General features: G+C 58.5%; 13 protein-coding genes and 2 pseudogenes. 10 read left to right on the forward strand and 5 right to left on the reverse strand.

From position 1 onward, the window contains the following. Positions 1–1,109: 1,109 nt before the first annotated feature. Entirely contained in the window at positions 1,110–2,309 is a 1,200-nt protein-coding gene (locus ACVWY3_RS23160) for a pyridoxal phosphate-dependent aminotransferase (RefSeq protein WP_456840554.1), read from the forward strand. 35 nt (positions 2,310–2,344) lie between these two features. Next, positions 2,345–3,193: an isocitrate lyase/phosphoenolpyruvate mutase family protein gene (locus ACVWY3_RS23165; protein ID WP_456840555.1), complete on the forward strand. Its 849-nt coding sequence runs from the start codon at positions 2,345–2,347 to the stop codon at positions 3,191–3,193. Positions 3,194–4,768: 1,575 nt separating this feature from the next. Here the strand turns inward: ACVWY3_RS23165 and ACVWY3_RS23170 are convergent. Further along, the gene (locus ACVWY3_RS23170; protein WP_456843433.1) at positions 4,769–6,274 is read right to left on the reverse strand and encodes a porin; all 1,506 of its coding nucleotides are present in this window, start codon (positions 6,272–6,274) and stop codon (positions 4,769–4,771) included. Between the two features lie 906 nt (positions 6,275–7,180). Here ACVWY3_RS23170 and ACVWY3_RS23175 point away from each other — a divergent pair. Continuing rightward, entirely contained in the window at positions 7,181–7,465 is a 285-nt protein-coding gene (locus ACVWY3_RS23175; protein WP_456840556.1) for a helix-turn-helix domain-containing protein, read from the forward strand. Here the strand turns inward: ACVWY3_RS23175 and ACVWY3_RS23180 are convergent. Further along, positions 7,381–7,678 (reverse strand): annotated as a pseudogene (locus tag ACVWY3_RS23180) (IS66 family transposase); the annotation flags it as partial. The gene ACVWY3_RS23175 and the pseudogene ACVWY3_RS23180 overlap by 85 nt on opposite strands. Positions 7,679–8,131: 453 nt before the next feature. Between ACVWY3_RS23180 and ACVWY3_RS23185 the strand changes: the two are divergent. From ACVWY3_RS23185 to ACVWY3_RS23210, 6 genes are all read left to right on the forward strand, one after another. Further along, positions 8,132–9,079, forward strand: coding sequence for a toll/interleukin-1 receptor domain-containing protein (locus tag ACVWY3_RS23185; RefSeq protein ID WP_456840557.1), 948 nt, complete (start codon positions 8,132–8,134; stop codon positions 9,077–9,079). 643 nt (positions 9,080–9,722) lie between these two features. After that, the gene (locus tag ACVWY3_RS23190) at positions 9,723–10,295 is read left to right on the forward strand and encodes a hypothetical protein (RefSeq protein ID WP_456840558.1); all 573 of its coding nucleotides are present in this window, start codon (positions 9,723–9,725) and stop codon (positions 10,293–10,295) included. Positions 10,296–10,349: 54 nt separating this feature from the next. Beyond that, complete coding sequence (locus ACVWY3_RS23195) at positions 10,350–10,820, forward strand: ABC transporter permease subunit (protein ID WP_456840559.1); 471 nt, start codon at positions 10,350–10,352, stop codon at positions 10,818–10,820. After that, positions 10,756–10,932, forward strand: coding sequence for a hypothetical protein (locus ACVWY3_RS23200; RefSeq protein WP_456843582.1), 177 nt, complete (start codon positions 10,756–10,758; stop codon positions 10,930–10,932). Before ACVWY3_RS23195 ends, ACVWY3_RS23200 begins: the two co-directional genes overlap by 65 nt. Before the next feature lie 230 nt (positions 10,933–11,162). Further along, positions 11,163–11,489, forward strand: coding sequence for a peptidase C39 family protein (locus tag ACVWY3_RS23205; RefSeq protein WP_456840560.1), 327 nt, complete (start codon positions 11,163–11,165; stop codon positions 11,487–11,489). After that, positions 11,462–11,869 carry a hypothetical protein gene (locus tag ACVWY3_RS23210; RefSeq protein ID WP_456840561.1) on the forward strand — a complete coding sequence of 136 codons (408 nt, stop codon included), beginning with the start codon at positions 11,462–11,464 and terminating at the stop codon, positions 11,867–11,869. Before ACVWY3_RS23205 ends, ACVWY3_RS23210 begins: the two co-directional genes overlap by 28 nt. On the opposite strand, the gene asnB is transcribed toward ACVWY3_RS23210, so the two are convergent. From asnB to ACVWY3_RS23225, 3 genes are all read right to left on the reverse strand, one after another. Next, entirely contained in the window at positions 11,825–13,405 is a 1,581-nt protein-coding gene (gene asnB, locus ACVWY3_RS23215) for an asparagine synthase (glutamine-hydrolyzing) (protein ID WP_456840562.1), read from the reverse strand. The genes ACVWY3_RS23210 and asnB overlap by 45 nt on opposite strands. A gap of 473 nt (positions 13,406–13,878) precedes the next feature. Beyond that, entirely contained in the window at positions 13,879–14,412 is a 534-nt protein-coding gene (locus ACVWY3_RS23220) for a formyltransferase family protein (protein WP_456840563.1), read from the reverse strand. 29 nt (positions 14,413–14,441) lie between these two features. Beyond that, positions 14,442–15,053, reverse strand: coding sequence for a CDP-alcohol phosphatidyltransferase family protein (locus ACVWY3_RS23225; protein WP_456840564.1), 612 nt, complete (start codon positions 15,051–15,053; stop codon positions 14,442–14,444). Between the two features lie 168 nt (positions 15,054–15,221). Here ACVWY3_RS23225 and ACVWY3_RS23230 point away from each other — a divergent pair. After that, positions 15,222–16,484: pseudogene (locus ACVWY3_RS23230) on the forward strand (IS5 family transposase); the annotation flags it as partial. Between the last annotated feature and the right edge of the window lie 134 nt (positions 16,485–16,618).

Here is a 16,618-nt window from a genome sequence, read left to right on the forward strand (position 1 = left end):
GCGAACGAGGACCATCCCACTTCTTTCGTCTCATCGGCCGCCGTTAGGAGCTTCAAAACCCGGCCCGCTACAGTTGGATGACAGTCAGCGAATAATTGGATGTAAACCAACCAAATATGCGATACACCCCAAGACGAGATATCGAAGGGCGCTGCGGCTCGAAGCAATGTGTTCCTTTATGAGAGATTGGTCGCGAAAAGTACGCGCTTGTTGCGATGGCCGGAGCGCGCTTATGCTCGTTAAGATCCAGCGCAGCGCCCCATCTCGTTCGAAGCCGATCACCCGCGCGGTCGCAACAATGCACTGCCTACCTCCGTCAGCCCCTCGCCGGGTTGCCGTTGAGGCCCCGCAGACGCTCGTCAACTGCTGAGCGCTGGCTGCTTCGACAAAATGGATACGAACTGCTCGCCCGTCGCGCCCCATTTACGATTGTTACCAATCCGAGGTTCGTTCAAGATCTTCAGCCGTTCCCATCGAAGTTGGATAGGACTGCAAACCAACTCATCAGCTCACCATGCATGTAGACGACCACGCGTCATTTCAAGCACAGGTCAATGCGAGCCTTTGCTGATGTCCTTCAGACCATTGGGGCATCTACGACCTAGCGGAATTTGATCTGCCTGGACGCAGCGCAATCGCCACCAGCCACTTTGCGTGCTGCTAGTGCGCTTTATCCGTCGGTCCCATTGCTCTAGCCGGGGACGCCTTTCCACAGATCCGTCCTGAACATACAGAGCGCGGAAACCGAGCTGGCGTGCGCCGGTGCGACAAGATCGATCACGTCGACTGATGACATTCAAGCCTCGATCGTCGCCTCGCAGACTGTTCATCCCGACAGGCGCGGCGGTTCCTCGCCGTACGGAGACGCGTAGGACTGACCGGCGCTATCGAGTGGCGAACCGAGGCGGCTGGTCGCGCAGTCTCAACGTCCGCGAGCCTTCCATCGCCGTCTGGACGGCCGCAGATGCGGCAGGTTCTGTGGAGACGGCAATTAAGCATCGCCACTTTCGATTGTTCCATGCAAAAACCTGATTGTGCGATTGGTTAGACTGTTTGGAAGCGGGTAGGAACTGTAAAGATTTTTCCTTCCAAGTTCGCAGGTCCTCATCTTGTCTCTCATTGCAGAGCGCCTCCGCGCCGTCCGCCCCTCTGAAACCAAAGCCATGACAGCGCGTGCCGCCGAACTGCGCGAGCAAGGCATCGATGTGATTACGCTCAGTCAGGGCGAACCGGATTTCGACACGCCAGCCGCTGTTTGCGAAGCTGGCATCCGGGCAATCCGCGGCGGCCGTACGAAGTACACTGCGGTCGCCGGGATCAAGCCGTTACGTCAAGCGATCCGCGAGAGCTTCAGCCGTGACCACGGGCTCGATTACGCTCTGGACCAGATCACGGTCGGCTGCGGTGCCAAGCAGGTTGTGTTCAACGCGCTCTTTGCCAGCCTCGATCCGGGCGACGAGGTTGTGATCCCGACACCGTGCTGGGTCTCCTATCCCGATATGGTGGCGCTCGCCGGCGGCAATCCGGTTCTTGTCGCTTGCGATGAGCTCGATGGTTTCAAGCTCCGTCCCGAGGCGCTGGAGGCTGCGATCACGCCGCGAACTAAGTGGTTGATGCTGAATTCGCCGTGTAACCCAACCGGTGCAGTCTACAGCCGAAGCGAGTTGCTTGCGCTCGCCGCGGTGCTGCGGCGGCATGCGCAAATTTATGTGCTGTCGGACGAGATTTATGAAAAGCTCACCTATGACGCCGACTCTGCGACCATGGCCGCCGTCGCGCCCGACCTCTATGGGCGCACTTTGACCGTCAACGGCGTGTCCAAGGCCGATGCAATGACCGGATGGCGCGTCGGTTACGGTGCGGGGCCCCTCCCATTGATTAAGGCCATGAACCTCATCCAAGGCCAGACGTCGTCGCACACCAGCTCGATTTCGCAATACGCCGCTATTGAGGCATTGTCCGGCGGACGGGACCATATCGATGAATTCGTGCGCGCCTTTCTGGAGCGCCGCGACCTCGTGATCAGCAAGCTGAACCAGGCCGAGGGCTTATCGTGCCGGGTGCCGGACGGAGCCTTTTACGCTTTTCCCTCCTGCGCGGGCGTCATTGGCAAGCGCACGCCCGTCGGCAAGGTGATCGAGAGCGACACCGATTTTGCCATGTATTTGCTCGACGCATTCGCCGTAGCCGTCGTGCCCGGCAGCGGCTTTATGGCCTCGCCGTATATCCGTATTTCATATGCCTCCTCACTCGAGGACCTCACCCGCGCCTGTGACCGCATCATCGCCGCCTGCGCGGCCCTGTCCTGAAAGATCTGCCGATGCCCCCGGCCAAATGCCTCCGTATGCGCCTATCCGAAACCAGCCTCCTCCACATCATGGCTGCTCATAGTCCTCTTTCAGCGATTCTCGCCGAAGAAGCGGGATTTGACGGCCTGTGGGCCTCCGGCTTCGAGCTGTCGGCGCTTTACGGCCTGGCGGATATGAGCCTGATTTCGATGACGCAGCATCTGGATATGCTGCGGGCGATCGCCGGCCGCACGACGCTGCCAATCATCGCGGACATCGACACGGGCTACGGCAACGCCATCAATGTCATCCATGCTATCGGCGAATATGAGCGCGCCGGCGCCGGCGCCGTCGTCATCGAGGACAAGACCTTTCCAAAGGTCACGAGCCTTGCTGCCGATGGGCGCCAGGAGCTGCTGCGCGTTGAGGAGTTCCAGGGCAAGATCGAGGCTGCCGTCACGACGAGACAGGACCCGGATTTCCTCGTGATCGCCCGCACTGAGGCCTTGATCGCAGGCCTCGGCGAAGCGGAAGCTCTGCAGCGCGCGCACGCCTATGTGGACGCCGGCGCCGACATGATCCTGATCCACTCGAAAAAGCGGGATCCCTCCGAGATCGAAAGCTTTTCGCGCGCCTGGACCGGACCGGTGCCGCTCGTGATCGTGCCGAACGCCTATCCGGATCTCGACGCCGAAAGGGTCAAGGCGCTGGGCAATGTGAGTATGATGATCTATGGCAATTACGGCATCCGCGCTGCTGCAATCGCTATGCAGGAGACTTTCCGCCGGATCATTGCCGACGGTGGCGTCCAGAACGTCCACAAGGATATTCTGCCGGTGGAGGAGATTTTCAGGCTCCAGAAGATGCACGAGGTCAACTGCGCTGAAGCGCGCTTCCTTCGCTGAACGCTGTGTTTCGATGCCTCCGCAACTCACGCGATCTTGAGGCAATAGTTCGCGACCAAGCACCGCTCAGGCCCCATCCGCAGCTTTGGGACTATTGTAGTAAAACGGCTTTATCCTCCCGCGAGTCGCGTACTATCGCGGCGAGACCACTGATCACGCCCCAACGACTGCCATCTGAAAACGCGACCGCCGCCGATCAATCAAATCCGCAAAATCAGATCGTACGAAGCGTACTGAACGCGACTTTTTCTCTCTCTATAAACTGTCGACAGGCAGTACTCCGGCTGCACACATCGAAAAAATGTGATGGGGCATTCGTCTTTTCCTGGCATTAGCCTGCCAAAAGGGCAATTCGCGAAGTTCCCAGAAACGACCGGAGCAGATGGTGGCTGCCGAACACGATGAAGTGTTCCTCAATGCAATCGGGGCGTTTGTGACCATTGCCCGCGAAGGAACGTGACACGCGCAGCCAGGACATCGGGAACGACACAGAGCTCGGTCAGCCGCTACCGGCCTGTGCTAGAAGACTATCTCGGTACTGATTTTGTGGAATGGTGTCCCCGCCGACGTCCTCCGACGATTTCGACATCTTCATTACCCGCGAGCTCGTCATTGAACCGGCAGACGACCGGTAATGAGACGATCGTATGCATCGGCTCTCCAAATCACGTCGCGGGAAGAGCCGTCTCAATCGCGTTCAATGCCACTTCTCAACATCACGTTTCGGCCTGACATACTGCCGACATGGCTGAGGGCGATGAACCTGATATCAAGTCGGGTGCGCGATATGATCACAATTACCTTGCTCTGCCCGCGGTCATAATCGGCAATTGCCTTTTGGTGTGCCAGAGATTCTTGTCGGCGATCTCGTGCGCGGGGGCGTCCTGCAGGTGATACTGGGATCGCGCACTCCGAGTGGAATGCAATATCAGGCCTATGCAGTCGATCGTAGTGGGCAATCCTGAAATTGCCCGCGCCTTTTGCCGGTGGCTCGCCCGGCTCTGCAAGAAGGCCGCAGTTTTGGAAGCAGGCTAAAGTCGCAGGGAGCTTATGACTGGGCGGCGGCGTCACTTTCGACCGGCGAAACCGCATCCAGCATCGGCGCGTTCACGCGACCTAGCGCGACATTGCCGCACATGGCGCTCAGGTCCCGTCGATGTCCATCAGATACCAAGCGCGCGACCAATGCGATCGCCGCGCACGACCTGGTCCAACATCGACGCGAGCGAAGTTGTAAGCATTCGGAGTCCCGGGCGAGCATCAATTCGATTGGATGTGCGCGTCTTTGACGGTTTCATGCTGCGAAAGCTTTCGCGGCGCATGGGAGCGACGCTGCATGCAACGGATGGCGAGAAGGTACTGTGACAACCTCGATTGGACCACGACACCTTCTGATCCGTTAGCTCGAGCGGCAACAATATGCTGAGTGGAGCTTGGTTATACGGAAGGCGGCCGACGCGCGCGTCGGCCGCCTTCCCAATGATGTTAGCACGGAGCTAGCCGCCCGATCGCGGACGGCCGCCTCGAGCCTTGCGAACTCTTCTGGAGCATATTTCCGCCCGCCGAAGCGACGACCTACCAATTGCGCTGGACGCGCAGGAGCATACTGAACGCGCTCTGGTTCTTGAGTTCATATACTGCGGCAGGTTTGGCGACTGCCGCGACTGCCGGCGCCGCCACGGTGCCAGAATATTTCTGATCGAGGAATGTGGCGAACAGATCCGCGGAGAACGTCAGGTTTCTGACCGGCGTCCAGCGCGTAACCGTGCCGACCGCAGCAATATTGAAGTCGGGGTTGCAGACACCGGTCAACCCGAGTGCGGCCATGCCAGCGCTGCTGCAAATCTGAGCCTTGGCCGCATGGGTGTAGCGAATAGCGGCCCACCCGCCATAAACCGCAGTGTTCCAATAGGGACCCCAGTTATGAATGTAACCACCGTTGAAGCCGTACGTCGTGGTCAGCTGAAAAGCCGTGCTAGTTGCCGCTGTCGAGCCGGAATAGATGACATCAGCAACGCCGGCGAAACCAAGGCTCTGATACGCACCGGCGCGGCTGGTGCCCCCGTACATCGCCCACGCGGTCGGGATGTTTTCCTGGATGCTAAAGCTGCTGGCACCCTTGGTGTAAGCGGCCTGCAAATTGATCGTGTCCCCCGCGCCGGTCGGAATATTCTTGATCGATAGCGCCAGCTGACCGGCCCAACCCCACTTATCGTCGGCGTGTCCTGTGACTTCGCTCGCACCATAGTACGCCGCATGGTTGTTGTGCGCCGCGGCCGATGCCTGGAAGAGCCCCCAAGCCTGGTCGATCCGCATCATGCCGACAATATCGGGGGCCACGGTGCCGCCGTAACTCTGCGATCCGTAAGCACCCGTCACGATGCCGGCGGCCGTAGCATTCGTCGTATTCCAGATATTGGTCTGGTAATAGGCCGTTGGATCCTGCGCAGAAACGGTCGCCGTAATCCCCTGACCGAAGTCAGCGGTATAGCTGAGCTGGTTAACACCCGAGGCATCGCCACCGCCGCCCGGCAGACCATCGAAGAAGTTGTTGGCCGGATAGTTGGTCCAAGGAGCGCTGAACTGGGAGACCGCCTTTCCCATCGTAAAGCCAGCGAATTGGATGAAGGCATACCAGATGCTAAGGGTCCCGAGTCCGACGCCATCCCCTGAATACGCTGTTGCGCCCGATCCGGCCGCACTCGTCGAGCCCGTCTTCCAGGTAAAGTTCCCCTCAAAGAAGGTGCGGACCACGCCATATTCGCTTGCTGTACGCGTGTCGATGCTGAGGTCTGCGCGAGACCGAGCGGTGTAGGCATTGCTTAGGCGATTGTGCGCAGCACCGACACCGGAAACCGGGTTCAGAACAAAACTGTTGCTGCCCAGCATCACATCGGCGCGAAGGAAACCACCCAGCTTGATGCAGGTGTCCGTGCCTGGGATGTAATAGAATCCGGCACCATACGTGGAGCACACCTTCACGTACTCGATCGCTTTGGCTTTGGCTGGAAAATCGTCCGCCTGCACCCCGCCCGAGGCGATCAGGCCTGCCGCTGAAGCCAGCACAACCTTCTTAACAATCGTGGTCGAATAGAGCGGCGGCTCCTCAGCGCTCGTATTAATCACGACAGGGGGTGGCTTGCTCTCAGCCACTCCGGTCAACAAGCCCCGACGCTCCTCGCGGCGGCGCTGCAACGACCGGAAGGATATTATAGAATAGCGGGTTGGCTCAACCGATCTTTGTCCGAAGATGTCTTTCAGCACCGAAGTTCTCCACTCAAAAGTACGCAAACATAGACCCCTATGTTTCTCACGTAGGAAAATACAAACCCGTCGATATCGGTGTTCGCCCTTGGTGTGCGCGACACCAAGCTAATGAGAAGCGAGCGCGCTACACATCAGGCGCTCGTGCTTGGCGCGACTGGACAACGCCAGCAACTCGCTGCGTGCAGGACATCCTCTGCGTGTTACAAAACGCTTGCCTCCAAACCTCAACTCAGCGCGCGCCACATCCGCGGCAAGAAGAAGAACTCGGGGCGCACGTGAACTGATCTTGGGGTGAGTGCCAAGCAGGAGCGCACGACGCCCCATCGGAGCGCTCGCGATTCGATGAGGAAGAACAATGCCGGCCCTCCACTTGGCTTGCTCAAAGTCGCAAGGATGGATGCCAGCGAACTCAGTTGAAAATTCCACGCATCTGTCTCCAGGACCGTGCTCGTTTCGCCGAGGCACGCACTATCGTGTAGACGCGATGGTCAGGTGACAGGCATCAACTAATGCGATGGACAGCCCCTGAATTAGAGATAAGTTTGTTCGGAGGGCTCTAGGAGCTCCTCAAGCGAGGCGATGCCGCCCTTTCGCCGACCAAAAGTGTGCGACAGTCCAGCGCCAGCGCAGACTCCGCTCATCCGTATCAGGAACAAACGTGCTGTAATATTTGGGTTTTATGCCGTGTTTTAATGATCTAACAAATTGCTATTTTGGCGCATGAGAGCTCGTGCGCTGGTAGCCTGGAATGTGCGCCGGATCCGCTTGGATCGCGGCATTCCGCAAGAGCAACTCGCTTACGATGCAGGCATCGACACCTCCTATATGAGCGGTCTGGAGCTCGGAAGGGCGAAACCGACGATTGATCTTCTCGAGCTTGTCGCCGAAACACTAGGCGTTCCCCTGTCTGACTTGCTTGTTCAGCCAGACAAGGGGGCGACGGTTCCGAAGACGTTGCCGTACGCGTCGGTTTCGCTGCTCGGCCAGCCGTTGGCGACACGCTGAAGCATTAGGCTAAGCCAGGCGAACGGATCGACGTTGTTCATTTTCGCCGCCTGCAGCAGGGTTGCGATGATCGCCCAGGTACGTCCGCCCCCGCGCTGCCCGTGAAGAGGCTATTCTTTCTTGTAATTGTCTGCGGTCTGATGGCGCGCTCGACGATGTTGGTGTCGACTCAATGCGGCCATCGGCCAGGAAGCGTTCGAAGAGGGCACGGCGCACGCCCGCCCCAAAAGCTCATCATGCCCAAAACGAAATCTCATTCGCTCAAGCATCTGCCGAACCGCTGCCGGCCCAATCGGCGCCGACGAGATGGCGAGACCTACGTCAGCACGTGGCGGAGACGCTCGCTGCCCACCTTTGCGCCAGCGGTGAACCCGGCTGATCGATCGTAAAAAATTCATCGGACTTGAACTCGGCGTTTTTGCCTCCTATTTGAGGTCAATTCGATAATGACGTTGTTTAAGGAGCTTGCAATGCCGCGGCCGATCACGTGGTCCTGTTTGAATTGCGGAAACCGCTTCAACTCCGAAGAGCTCACGCCCGACGAGGTCCAGGAAGCTAGGCGGCGGAGGCAGCCTTTGTCGAAGATACATTGTCCGAGGTGCAATCGAACGGACCTCAGGCGCGAGAGCTAGACGCTCGGCACTTTCCGAAGCTGGAGTTGATAAGTTGACCACGGTATTTTTCTCGTATTCCCACAGGGACGAAGACCTGCGGGACCGGCTGGAGATACATCTCTCCATGCTGAAGAAGCAAGGACTCATCGATGCCTGGCATGATAGGCGCATCAAGGCCGGCGACGAGGTTGATCACAGCATTGACTCCAACCTAAATGCAGCCGGCGTGATCCTTCTGTTGGTTTCACCCGATTTTCTGGCGTCCTCATACTGCTATGATGTCGAGATGCAGCGCGCGATGGAGCGTCACCAGGCCGGCGAGGCCCGGGTGATCCCGGTCATTCTGCGACACTGCGATTGGCACTCCGCACCATTCGGCAAGCTTCTGGCCGCACCGAAGGACGGAAAGCCGATCAAAGCATGGTCCGATATCGACGAGGCGTTTCTCGACGTCGTGAAGCAAATCCGAGCCGCCCTGCCCGCCAAGCTGGTCGCTAATTCGAAGGCGTCGAAAGCTTCTCCAGCTCCAACCTCGCCGCCCCTCTCCGACGCCAAACCGCGGTCCAGTAATCTGCGGCTGAAGAAAACGTTCACTGAAGCTGATCGAGACCGCTTCCTTCACGCAAGTTTCGACTTCATGGCTAATTTCTTCGAGGCCTCTTTGGTAGAGTTGGCCGAGCGGAACGAAGGTATCGAAGGCAACTTCCGCCGCATCGATGCCGATCGCTTCACCGCGGCCGTGTACAGGTACGGAAAGGCAATCGCGCGCTGCAAGATCAGCTTCGGCGGGGCATTCGGGCGCGGCATTTTGTTTGCATACAACGATCAGGCAGGCGACGGGACTATGAACGAGAGCCTCTCAGTTGAGGCGGCGAACGACGCTCTCTTTCTGAAGGCTCTCGGGATGGCGTCGTATGGTTCGATGGAAGACCGCAAGCTCTCGCAGGAAGCGGCTGCCGAGTATTACTGGTCCCTGTTCATCGAACCGCTCCAGCGGTAACACGAGTTCAAGGAAATCCCCGCACCGGGCTTAGGCGCCGGCTCCGCTGCTTTTGGCGCCGGGCTCATCGGGGCGCCGACGATCGACGATCGGCATCCCTTCCTCATCGATTAGAACGAAGGCGCCCGCAGCCGCGATCGCTCCGGGGGAGGACAGGTCTTGCTCAGGCGCGCTCTTCTCGCCCGCTTCCTCCCCGTCGACTCCACCATCTTCCTCCGAGGCTCGATCGGGATGAACACCGCAACCAAAGCACAAGCGGCACCGATGGCAAGCTGTGCCAAGCCTCCGGAGAAGCTCGAGGTTATTGCACGTAACCGGCGGTATACTGCCGCGCGATGCGTATGGGACGGCGTGGAGGGGGCAACGGCGAACGCCCGAGGGCAGCATGACCCGGATCTCCTCTGGGACCAGGGAGCGTTGGTCCGGCGGGCCGTGAAATGGGATGACCAGCGCGAGTCGGTACTGGCCGCTGTCAAATCCATTATCCGCGCATCGATGATGACCCGTACCGCTCCGTCGGCTCCCGTGTATGTCTGTCTCGACGTGGCGCTCCAAGAAGACGAGATTGCCCAAGCCCCGGCAGTCGCCCCCCTGAGCCGTTATCCTCAGCCGCGCGAACTCGTCAGCCGGCGAGGCCCACGTTTTGCTGGAGCTCTCGGTCAACCTGGTATCAAATGCAGTGCACCTCAGGGAGGCCATGTTTCGGGACCGCAAGGGCGGCCGCTTCTCAAAGATCAGCTTCATGAGACCCCTGCGGGCGGAGGTAGATGCAGCACTGCTGCTCGGAGGCAACCCGGATGCGATCAGGATGGCCGGAAGCGACGCTTCCATTGCTTTCGCAATCCGTCGTCATGACGTCCAGCTCACGGGAGTTGCCCATCGAGTGAGCCATATCCTGACGAACGTTCTTCCGGAGAACGAAAAGTACGACGGAGAACTGTATACTGCGCGAGGGAAACTGCACGCGAGGCTTGGCGAGGTGTATCATGTGATCGGACGCGTCGGTGCGGCCAAGGCGAGCTTCGACGACGCCTTGAAGATCGAACGAGACGTCCAGCGAGCTGAACGCTTCAACGCCCCGTTGTCGCCTGTTTTCGGAGGTCGGGGCGCACGCAGCTATCTTCGGCTGTTGATCGACTTAGCGAAGCACCGGCATCGTAATACGAGCGCCCGTCAGTTCGTTTTTGCCGACCAGCTCGCGGTCTGCCCGAGGTGATCTCCCCCTATCATCCAGCACAGATCTCCTGGACGTACGGCTTTCGCCACAACTATGCTTCGGCGGCAGGCTGGAACATTCCTTGGGCACCGACGAGCTCGGTCGGGACGTGCTGGCTTGCTTGATATATTCGATCCAGATCAGCATGCTCGTCGCGATGGGCGGGACCTTCATGAGTACCCTGCTGGGCGTTTCGCTGGGCTCCTTCGCGACCGAGCTTGGCGGATTAATGACGAGGGAGTCATGGCACTGGTCGATATGCAGCCTGCCGTGCCGTCCATGATGACCGCACTTCTTATCATGACGATATTTGGCAATTCGCTAGCCCTCTTTGTCTGTCTGGTGGGCCTGCACGGGTGGGAGCGCCACGCGCGCATCGTGAGGGGCCCTGCTTTGACGGCCCGCAATAGGCTCCATGTAACGGCGGCGCGAACCTACAACGCTTCGCGGATCCATATCTATGCAAGATATTTTCCCAGCCTGTGCACCGACCATCGTGGTCGGCATGACCCTTGGTCTCACTGAGACGGTTCTCCTAGAAAGCACCCTGAGCTTTTTGGGGCTGGGGATACAGCCGCCGATGTCGAGCTTGGGCAATATGGTGGGCTTCGGCAGAGACTATTTGATGACCGCATGATGGATTGCCCTCGCGCCCGGGCTCGTCATCGCAGCGACAGCGATTGCTCTCATGACAATCAGCGAGGCGCTGCGCCAGCCGGGATCCCGCTCAGCTTCCTTCACATTCACCTGAGATGACGTCATCTCGCGTCCGGACCTCGAAAGCCCAACGAATCAAATGGTCAGGAACTTCCTCTGTATCAGCAAAAGAGGAAGTTCACCTGTGGACCATCTTCCCTGATGATGGTCATGTCCGCTCTCGACGAGCGATATCAGCCGAATGAAACAGCCGAGCTCGAGATTTGGCGAGAGGCAACGACCATTCACGGCGGCTGCGGACCGATCGGCTTGGCCTTGGCCCTCAAACGTCGCGGCTTCGCAGCGCTTGTTGTCGTAAGCCATGATGGTCTTTTCCTTAATTCTCGCGCCTTGCAAGGCGGCCAGATTGAGGTGATGCAGATTCTCCAGGAGCGAGATCTTGCCGAAGCATACCAGCGCGACATCCCGGTCCATGTTGGTACTTACAACTTGACAACCTCTCGAAATGGATGGCGGTGGGCTGGTATCCCATCGTGATGGTGAGCATTGAGTTTGAAGCTAGGACCATCACTCATTGGGTGGTGGTGACCGGGCCGACCCGATTACGTATTTTCAATGATCGGCTCAAAGATCCGGCCGAGGAACATACTGCCACCCGCATCGATGACTCGAGCTTTGCCAAAATGACCGAGTTCGGTCCCACCCGGGAAAAGGCGGTCAGTCTTGCGGCCCCCCGAAATGGGATGTCGCGCTTCCGCTTCCCCGAATTTATAGTCTCCATCAACCTCGGCCTGACATGCCGGGCGTTACTTGTCCCGAACCCGCTGATTTGTTCGGTAGCCGCCAAGAGCCCAACCTATAGCCACGATGAGTCAGTATCGAATTGCGCCCCTTGGAGACGTCAAGCGGCCGCCTGAAACGGGGCGAAGGCATGTTTGCGACATGCGCAGAGCTAGCGCAACGATTCGGTCGTCTGTGAAGGGAACGCGAGACTCCACGCCCGCCGCCATTGTGGTGTTGTCGACCATTTCAAGCAGCGCCGGTAGATGATGCCGTACAAAGAATTGCCTTATGCGCTCGACCGGGGTGGCACCGCCTGAATGGTAGGCATTGTTCATCCAATCGATCAGCCCCGCATCGTGCCTAATCTCCTTTCTCCATGCCGGTGTTGCCAGCCCCAGCTTCTCGCATTGGGGGAAGTAGGTGTAGCGCATGAGAAAGAGCTCGAATTCGCTTGCCTTGAACTTGGGAAGGCCGAGATGACGTCGCGCCGGGCGGCCAATGACATCTGGCAAAGCGGCCAACAGCGCCTGTCGACGAAGGTCGAAGGACAACCTGAAGATCCGGCTGTATCCAAGGAATATCTCGTCGGCACCTTCGCCGGTAAGGAGAACCTTGTGAGAGTGGCCGACCGCTCGCGCAAGCAAATACATTGCAGCTTCGTTGTGCATGCCGACTGGATGACCACGTAACGCGGTAAGGCGCGTAACGACATCCAGGCTCGTTGCCCCGGGCAGCCGAACCAAGACGTGGGCGAGCTTAAGGGATCTTGCTACCTCGACAGCGTAAGGGCTTTCGTCATACACATCGTTGCTTATAATTCCAGTAAAGCATGTCGGCCTTTGCGACGAGTGCCTTGAAAGCTCGAAAGCCAAGACACTGGAGTCGAGCCCTCCGGAAAGGAGCGCCGCGACCGGAGTGTGGGGCAGCAAATGTTCCTCCACGGCGCTGCCAATCAAGGTTTCAAGAGGACTGCGAAGACCACTCTCATCGAGGCAGGCAGGATCCCACCAACGCGTCTGCTCGTGCGATTGAGCCGCGATCTTCAACCAAGTTCCAGGTTGCAGCTTTCGAATATTTGCAAATAAACTCCTCTCGCCGAAGACCGCACGGTAGGAGAGAAAGCTTGATAGCCCAACCGGATCGAGCTTCGAGCGAACCCCTGGCCACTGCAGGATGGCTGACGGTTGTGAGGCAAAGACAAACCCATTATCCACGCAAGCGTAATATAGCGGCTTGACTCCGAGCCGATCTCTGACAAGGAACGCTGTCGCGGTCTTTTGATCGTAGATTGCGAAAGCAAACATTCCCCGCAGACGTTTGACGCTATCAATGCCCCAACAAGCAAATGCCTTGCAAAGGACTTCCGTATCCGACTCAGTGCGAAATCGGTATCCGCGCCGGAGCAGGTCCCGCCTTAAGTCACGGTAATTGTAGATCTCCCCGTTATACGTGAGGGCCAAGCCGAATTCCTCATCGAGAAACGGTTGATTTGACCGAGGATCCTGATCGATGATTGCCAGCCTTCGATGCGCAAAGGCAAAGGAAGAGGTCACGCAACTGCCACTCGCGTCAGGGCCCCGATGGGCCAGCGCCTGAGCGCAACGCGCGAGGTTCCGCTCGGTCACTGACATATCAGTAACCGGTCCGATGAATCCGCAAATCCCACACACAGCTAGCCTCCTGCGTGCTCAGCCGGCTCACACGCGGTCGGCCGCCGGCGCCTCTCGATAGGCTCGATGTTACAAAAGCAACCTCCAGAGCTAAGACCACGTTCAGTCAATGAGCGGAAGTTCGCGGCAACACTTTCGCTTCGCGCACGGCCTCGAAAAGCGCGATCTCATATTCCCGGCTAGCTTCCGCGGTGCGAACCAAGTCAAGCTTTACCCTGGAGGTGAACGCCCCGAGCGAGCGTCCGGACCTCATTGGTCATGACTCGTTCGATAAGCCACTTTGGAGGCTCAATGCGTGGTGGAAGGTATAGAGCGCGGTAGAGCCGATCGAGTTCTTCGTCGCTGCGTGGAACGTCCGACGACTCCAAAAGTTCGGTCAGCCTGCGCATGGGATAGAAGCAAGCCTTGCGCTTTTCTTGCGCGATCAACTCGTCTTGTGAGCGACACGTCGCCGATCCGTCCAATAAACGCAGTCACACTTGGCAGAAGAGAGCGTATCCATAAAGTTGCGCTCTGGTGTCTAAAGAGAGGGCCGTCTCAGAAGGCAGCACGGGAAAGCGCAATTCGCCGATAATATCGCCCCTATCGACCCGCTCTGAGAGATAGTGGACAGTTACCCCAAAGCTCTTCTCGCCATTGAGTATGGCATGCGTCCGCGCAAAACTGCCGCGATATTCAGGGAGTGGGCCAGGATGAAGATTGATACCCCCTCCATCGAACCGTGCGAGGATATGGGGCGGGAACATCTTGTTCCACATGACGCTTACGAGAAACGTTCCGAGAGAAGGAACATCATCTATCGACTCGAAAAAAGGTATTCCGAAGCGGTCTGCGACTTCCCAAAGCTCCTCACTGGTTTCGTGCCTCCACCAAGTCTTCTCGTACCGAGAAGCGCCGAGAATGCCGGCGATGTGGTCTTTGCCGCAGGTCTCAATGACGAACAGAAGACAGCGGGTCGCAAGCCCCCTGGTGCCGGCAAATACCACGCGGTTGATTGAGCTCGACATTTCTCGTCCTTACGACATTGCAAGCCCGCTTATTGACCCGCTCTACTCGTCATCAATAGTCCGGCGGACGCAGTGGCCGCCACGCCGATGGTTATCACATGCACAAGACTGCCAGAGGCTTTGATCTTGAACGGGGCGATGTGGAGCAACGATAGCGGTACAAAGAATGCGGGAAGAACCACACCCAACTCAAGCGACGCGATTGTGTGGTCAACCAGCAAGATCGCGGCAAGTATCGGCAGAGCGTAAGAAAGAGGTAGACCGGTCGAACGACCACGCTCGTCCAATCCAAAATAGTCAAAATATGCCAGACGAAGAGCTCCGATCAGCATCACGAATGCTGTGAACACCGCAGATGCTGGATACTCGATAAAAGATGCGATGACAATCGCCGGAATGACAGATCCAAACAAGAGATCAGAGAATGCATCGAGAGCTCTACCAATGGCCTTGGTAGCCATTGTTCGACCTTTGGTGCGCCGGGAAATTTCGCCATCAACATCATCAGCGATGATCGCCCAAAGTCCTAGCGCTACTCCCTCCTCATAGTGTCCTTTCACCACGAGCCCCATCGCTGCGCCAGAACAAAGGAGCGCCAAGGCAGTAACGGCATTTGCGCGGTCGTATAGGTATGCGATCATCGAACCTCGATGTTACTGTTGCTGCCGATAACAATCGAACTCTCTGCCCTTGCCTGGTTAGCAACTGCAACCTAACTTGGGCTAGGTCCGAAATGTCCGCAAACTACCGGTTCTAGTAGGTCATCTTAGTGGTTCCGTGAGCTAAGATGGCAGCTCTTCCCTTCATCAAATATCAAGCGCGAGCTGGTTCAGCTCGCCGGCAAGGTCAATTAGCGAGATCGCGCCGCACGATAGCGAGAATGGTGGGCCCGGGATCGCGAGCCGCGTCATGATCGGGCTGTTGCTGCTCAAGCACATTTACGGGCTGTCCGATGAGGGGTGTGCGAGCGCTTGGGTCCACGACCCATATTTCCAGTACTTCACTGGCGAAGAGTTCTTCCAGCACGCATTCCCGCACGAGCGCTCGGACCTGAGCCACTGGCGCAAGCGGCTCGGCGACAAGCTGGAGCTGTTGCCGGCCGAGAGCTTGCAGGTGGCACACGAGGCTGGCGCGTTACGTGGAAGACCTCAAGCGGGTCAGCGGTCGATACCACCGTGAAGCCGAAGGCGATCACCTTCCCGACCGATGCCAAGCTCTTACACGTCGCGATCAAGGGGCTCAACCGTCTGGCGAGGAAGCATGGGGTCAAGCTGCGGCAGTCCAATCTTCGTATTGCCAAAACCGCGACAATGATGGCGGGACGCTACGCCCATGCCAAGCAATTCAAGCGGCATCAGCGGCAGTTACGCATCCTGCGCAGCCGACTGGGCCGGATCATCCCCGATGTCCGCCGCAAGATCGAAGGTCAGGCTGCGCTTGAGAACACGTTCGCGCTCCCGCTCAGCCGGGCCTCGCAGATCCGCTCGCAGCAGCAGCGCCAGCGCGGCGTCAAGCTTTATTCCTTCCACGCCCCGGAGGTGGAGTGCATCGGCAAGGGCAAAGCAGCCGCGCCTTACGAGTTCGGCGTCGAAGCCTCCATCGTCACCAACAACCGCCGTTCTCCCGGTGGCCTGTTCGTGCTGCACGCCAGGACGCTACCCGATGACCCGTACGACGGTCACACCTTGCGGGACGTCATCGACCGCACCGAGACACTCACCGGCTGCGCGATCGAGCGCGCCTATGTCGACAAGGGATACGCGGCCACGACGCACAAAATCCCCGACGAATCTTCGTCTCCGGCCAGAAGCGCCGCGTCTTCGGTGTCATCAAGCGCGAGCTGCGCCGCCGCTCCGCCATCGAACCCATCATCGGACACCTGAAGGCCGATGGTCACCTCGGCCGCTGCTACCTCAAAAGGCCGCACCGGCGATGCGGCTAATGTCATCATCTGAGCCGTCGGCCACAACTTCCGCCGCACCCTCGCCGGGATCAGAGAACTCTTCTGCTTCATCCTGCTCCAGCTATGGCGCACGTTCGGCCGTCCCGCCCCGCTCAATTCGCCTTCTTAACGGACGGCTATTTATCTTCGAGCCGGTGTGCTGGGCATCTACCCGCGAGTTGGTCGACAGTCCGGTCGGGCATTGAGTGCATGGACGCCAGCGTAGCCACGCCCGCCGCGGCGTTGCGCAATTCTTAACGTTAA

It is taken from the genome of Bradyrhizobium sp. USDA 4486 (assembly GCF_054057995.1).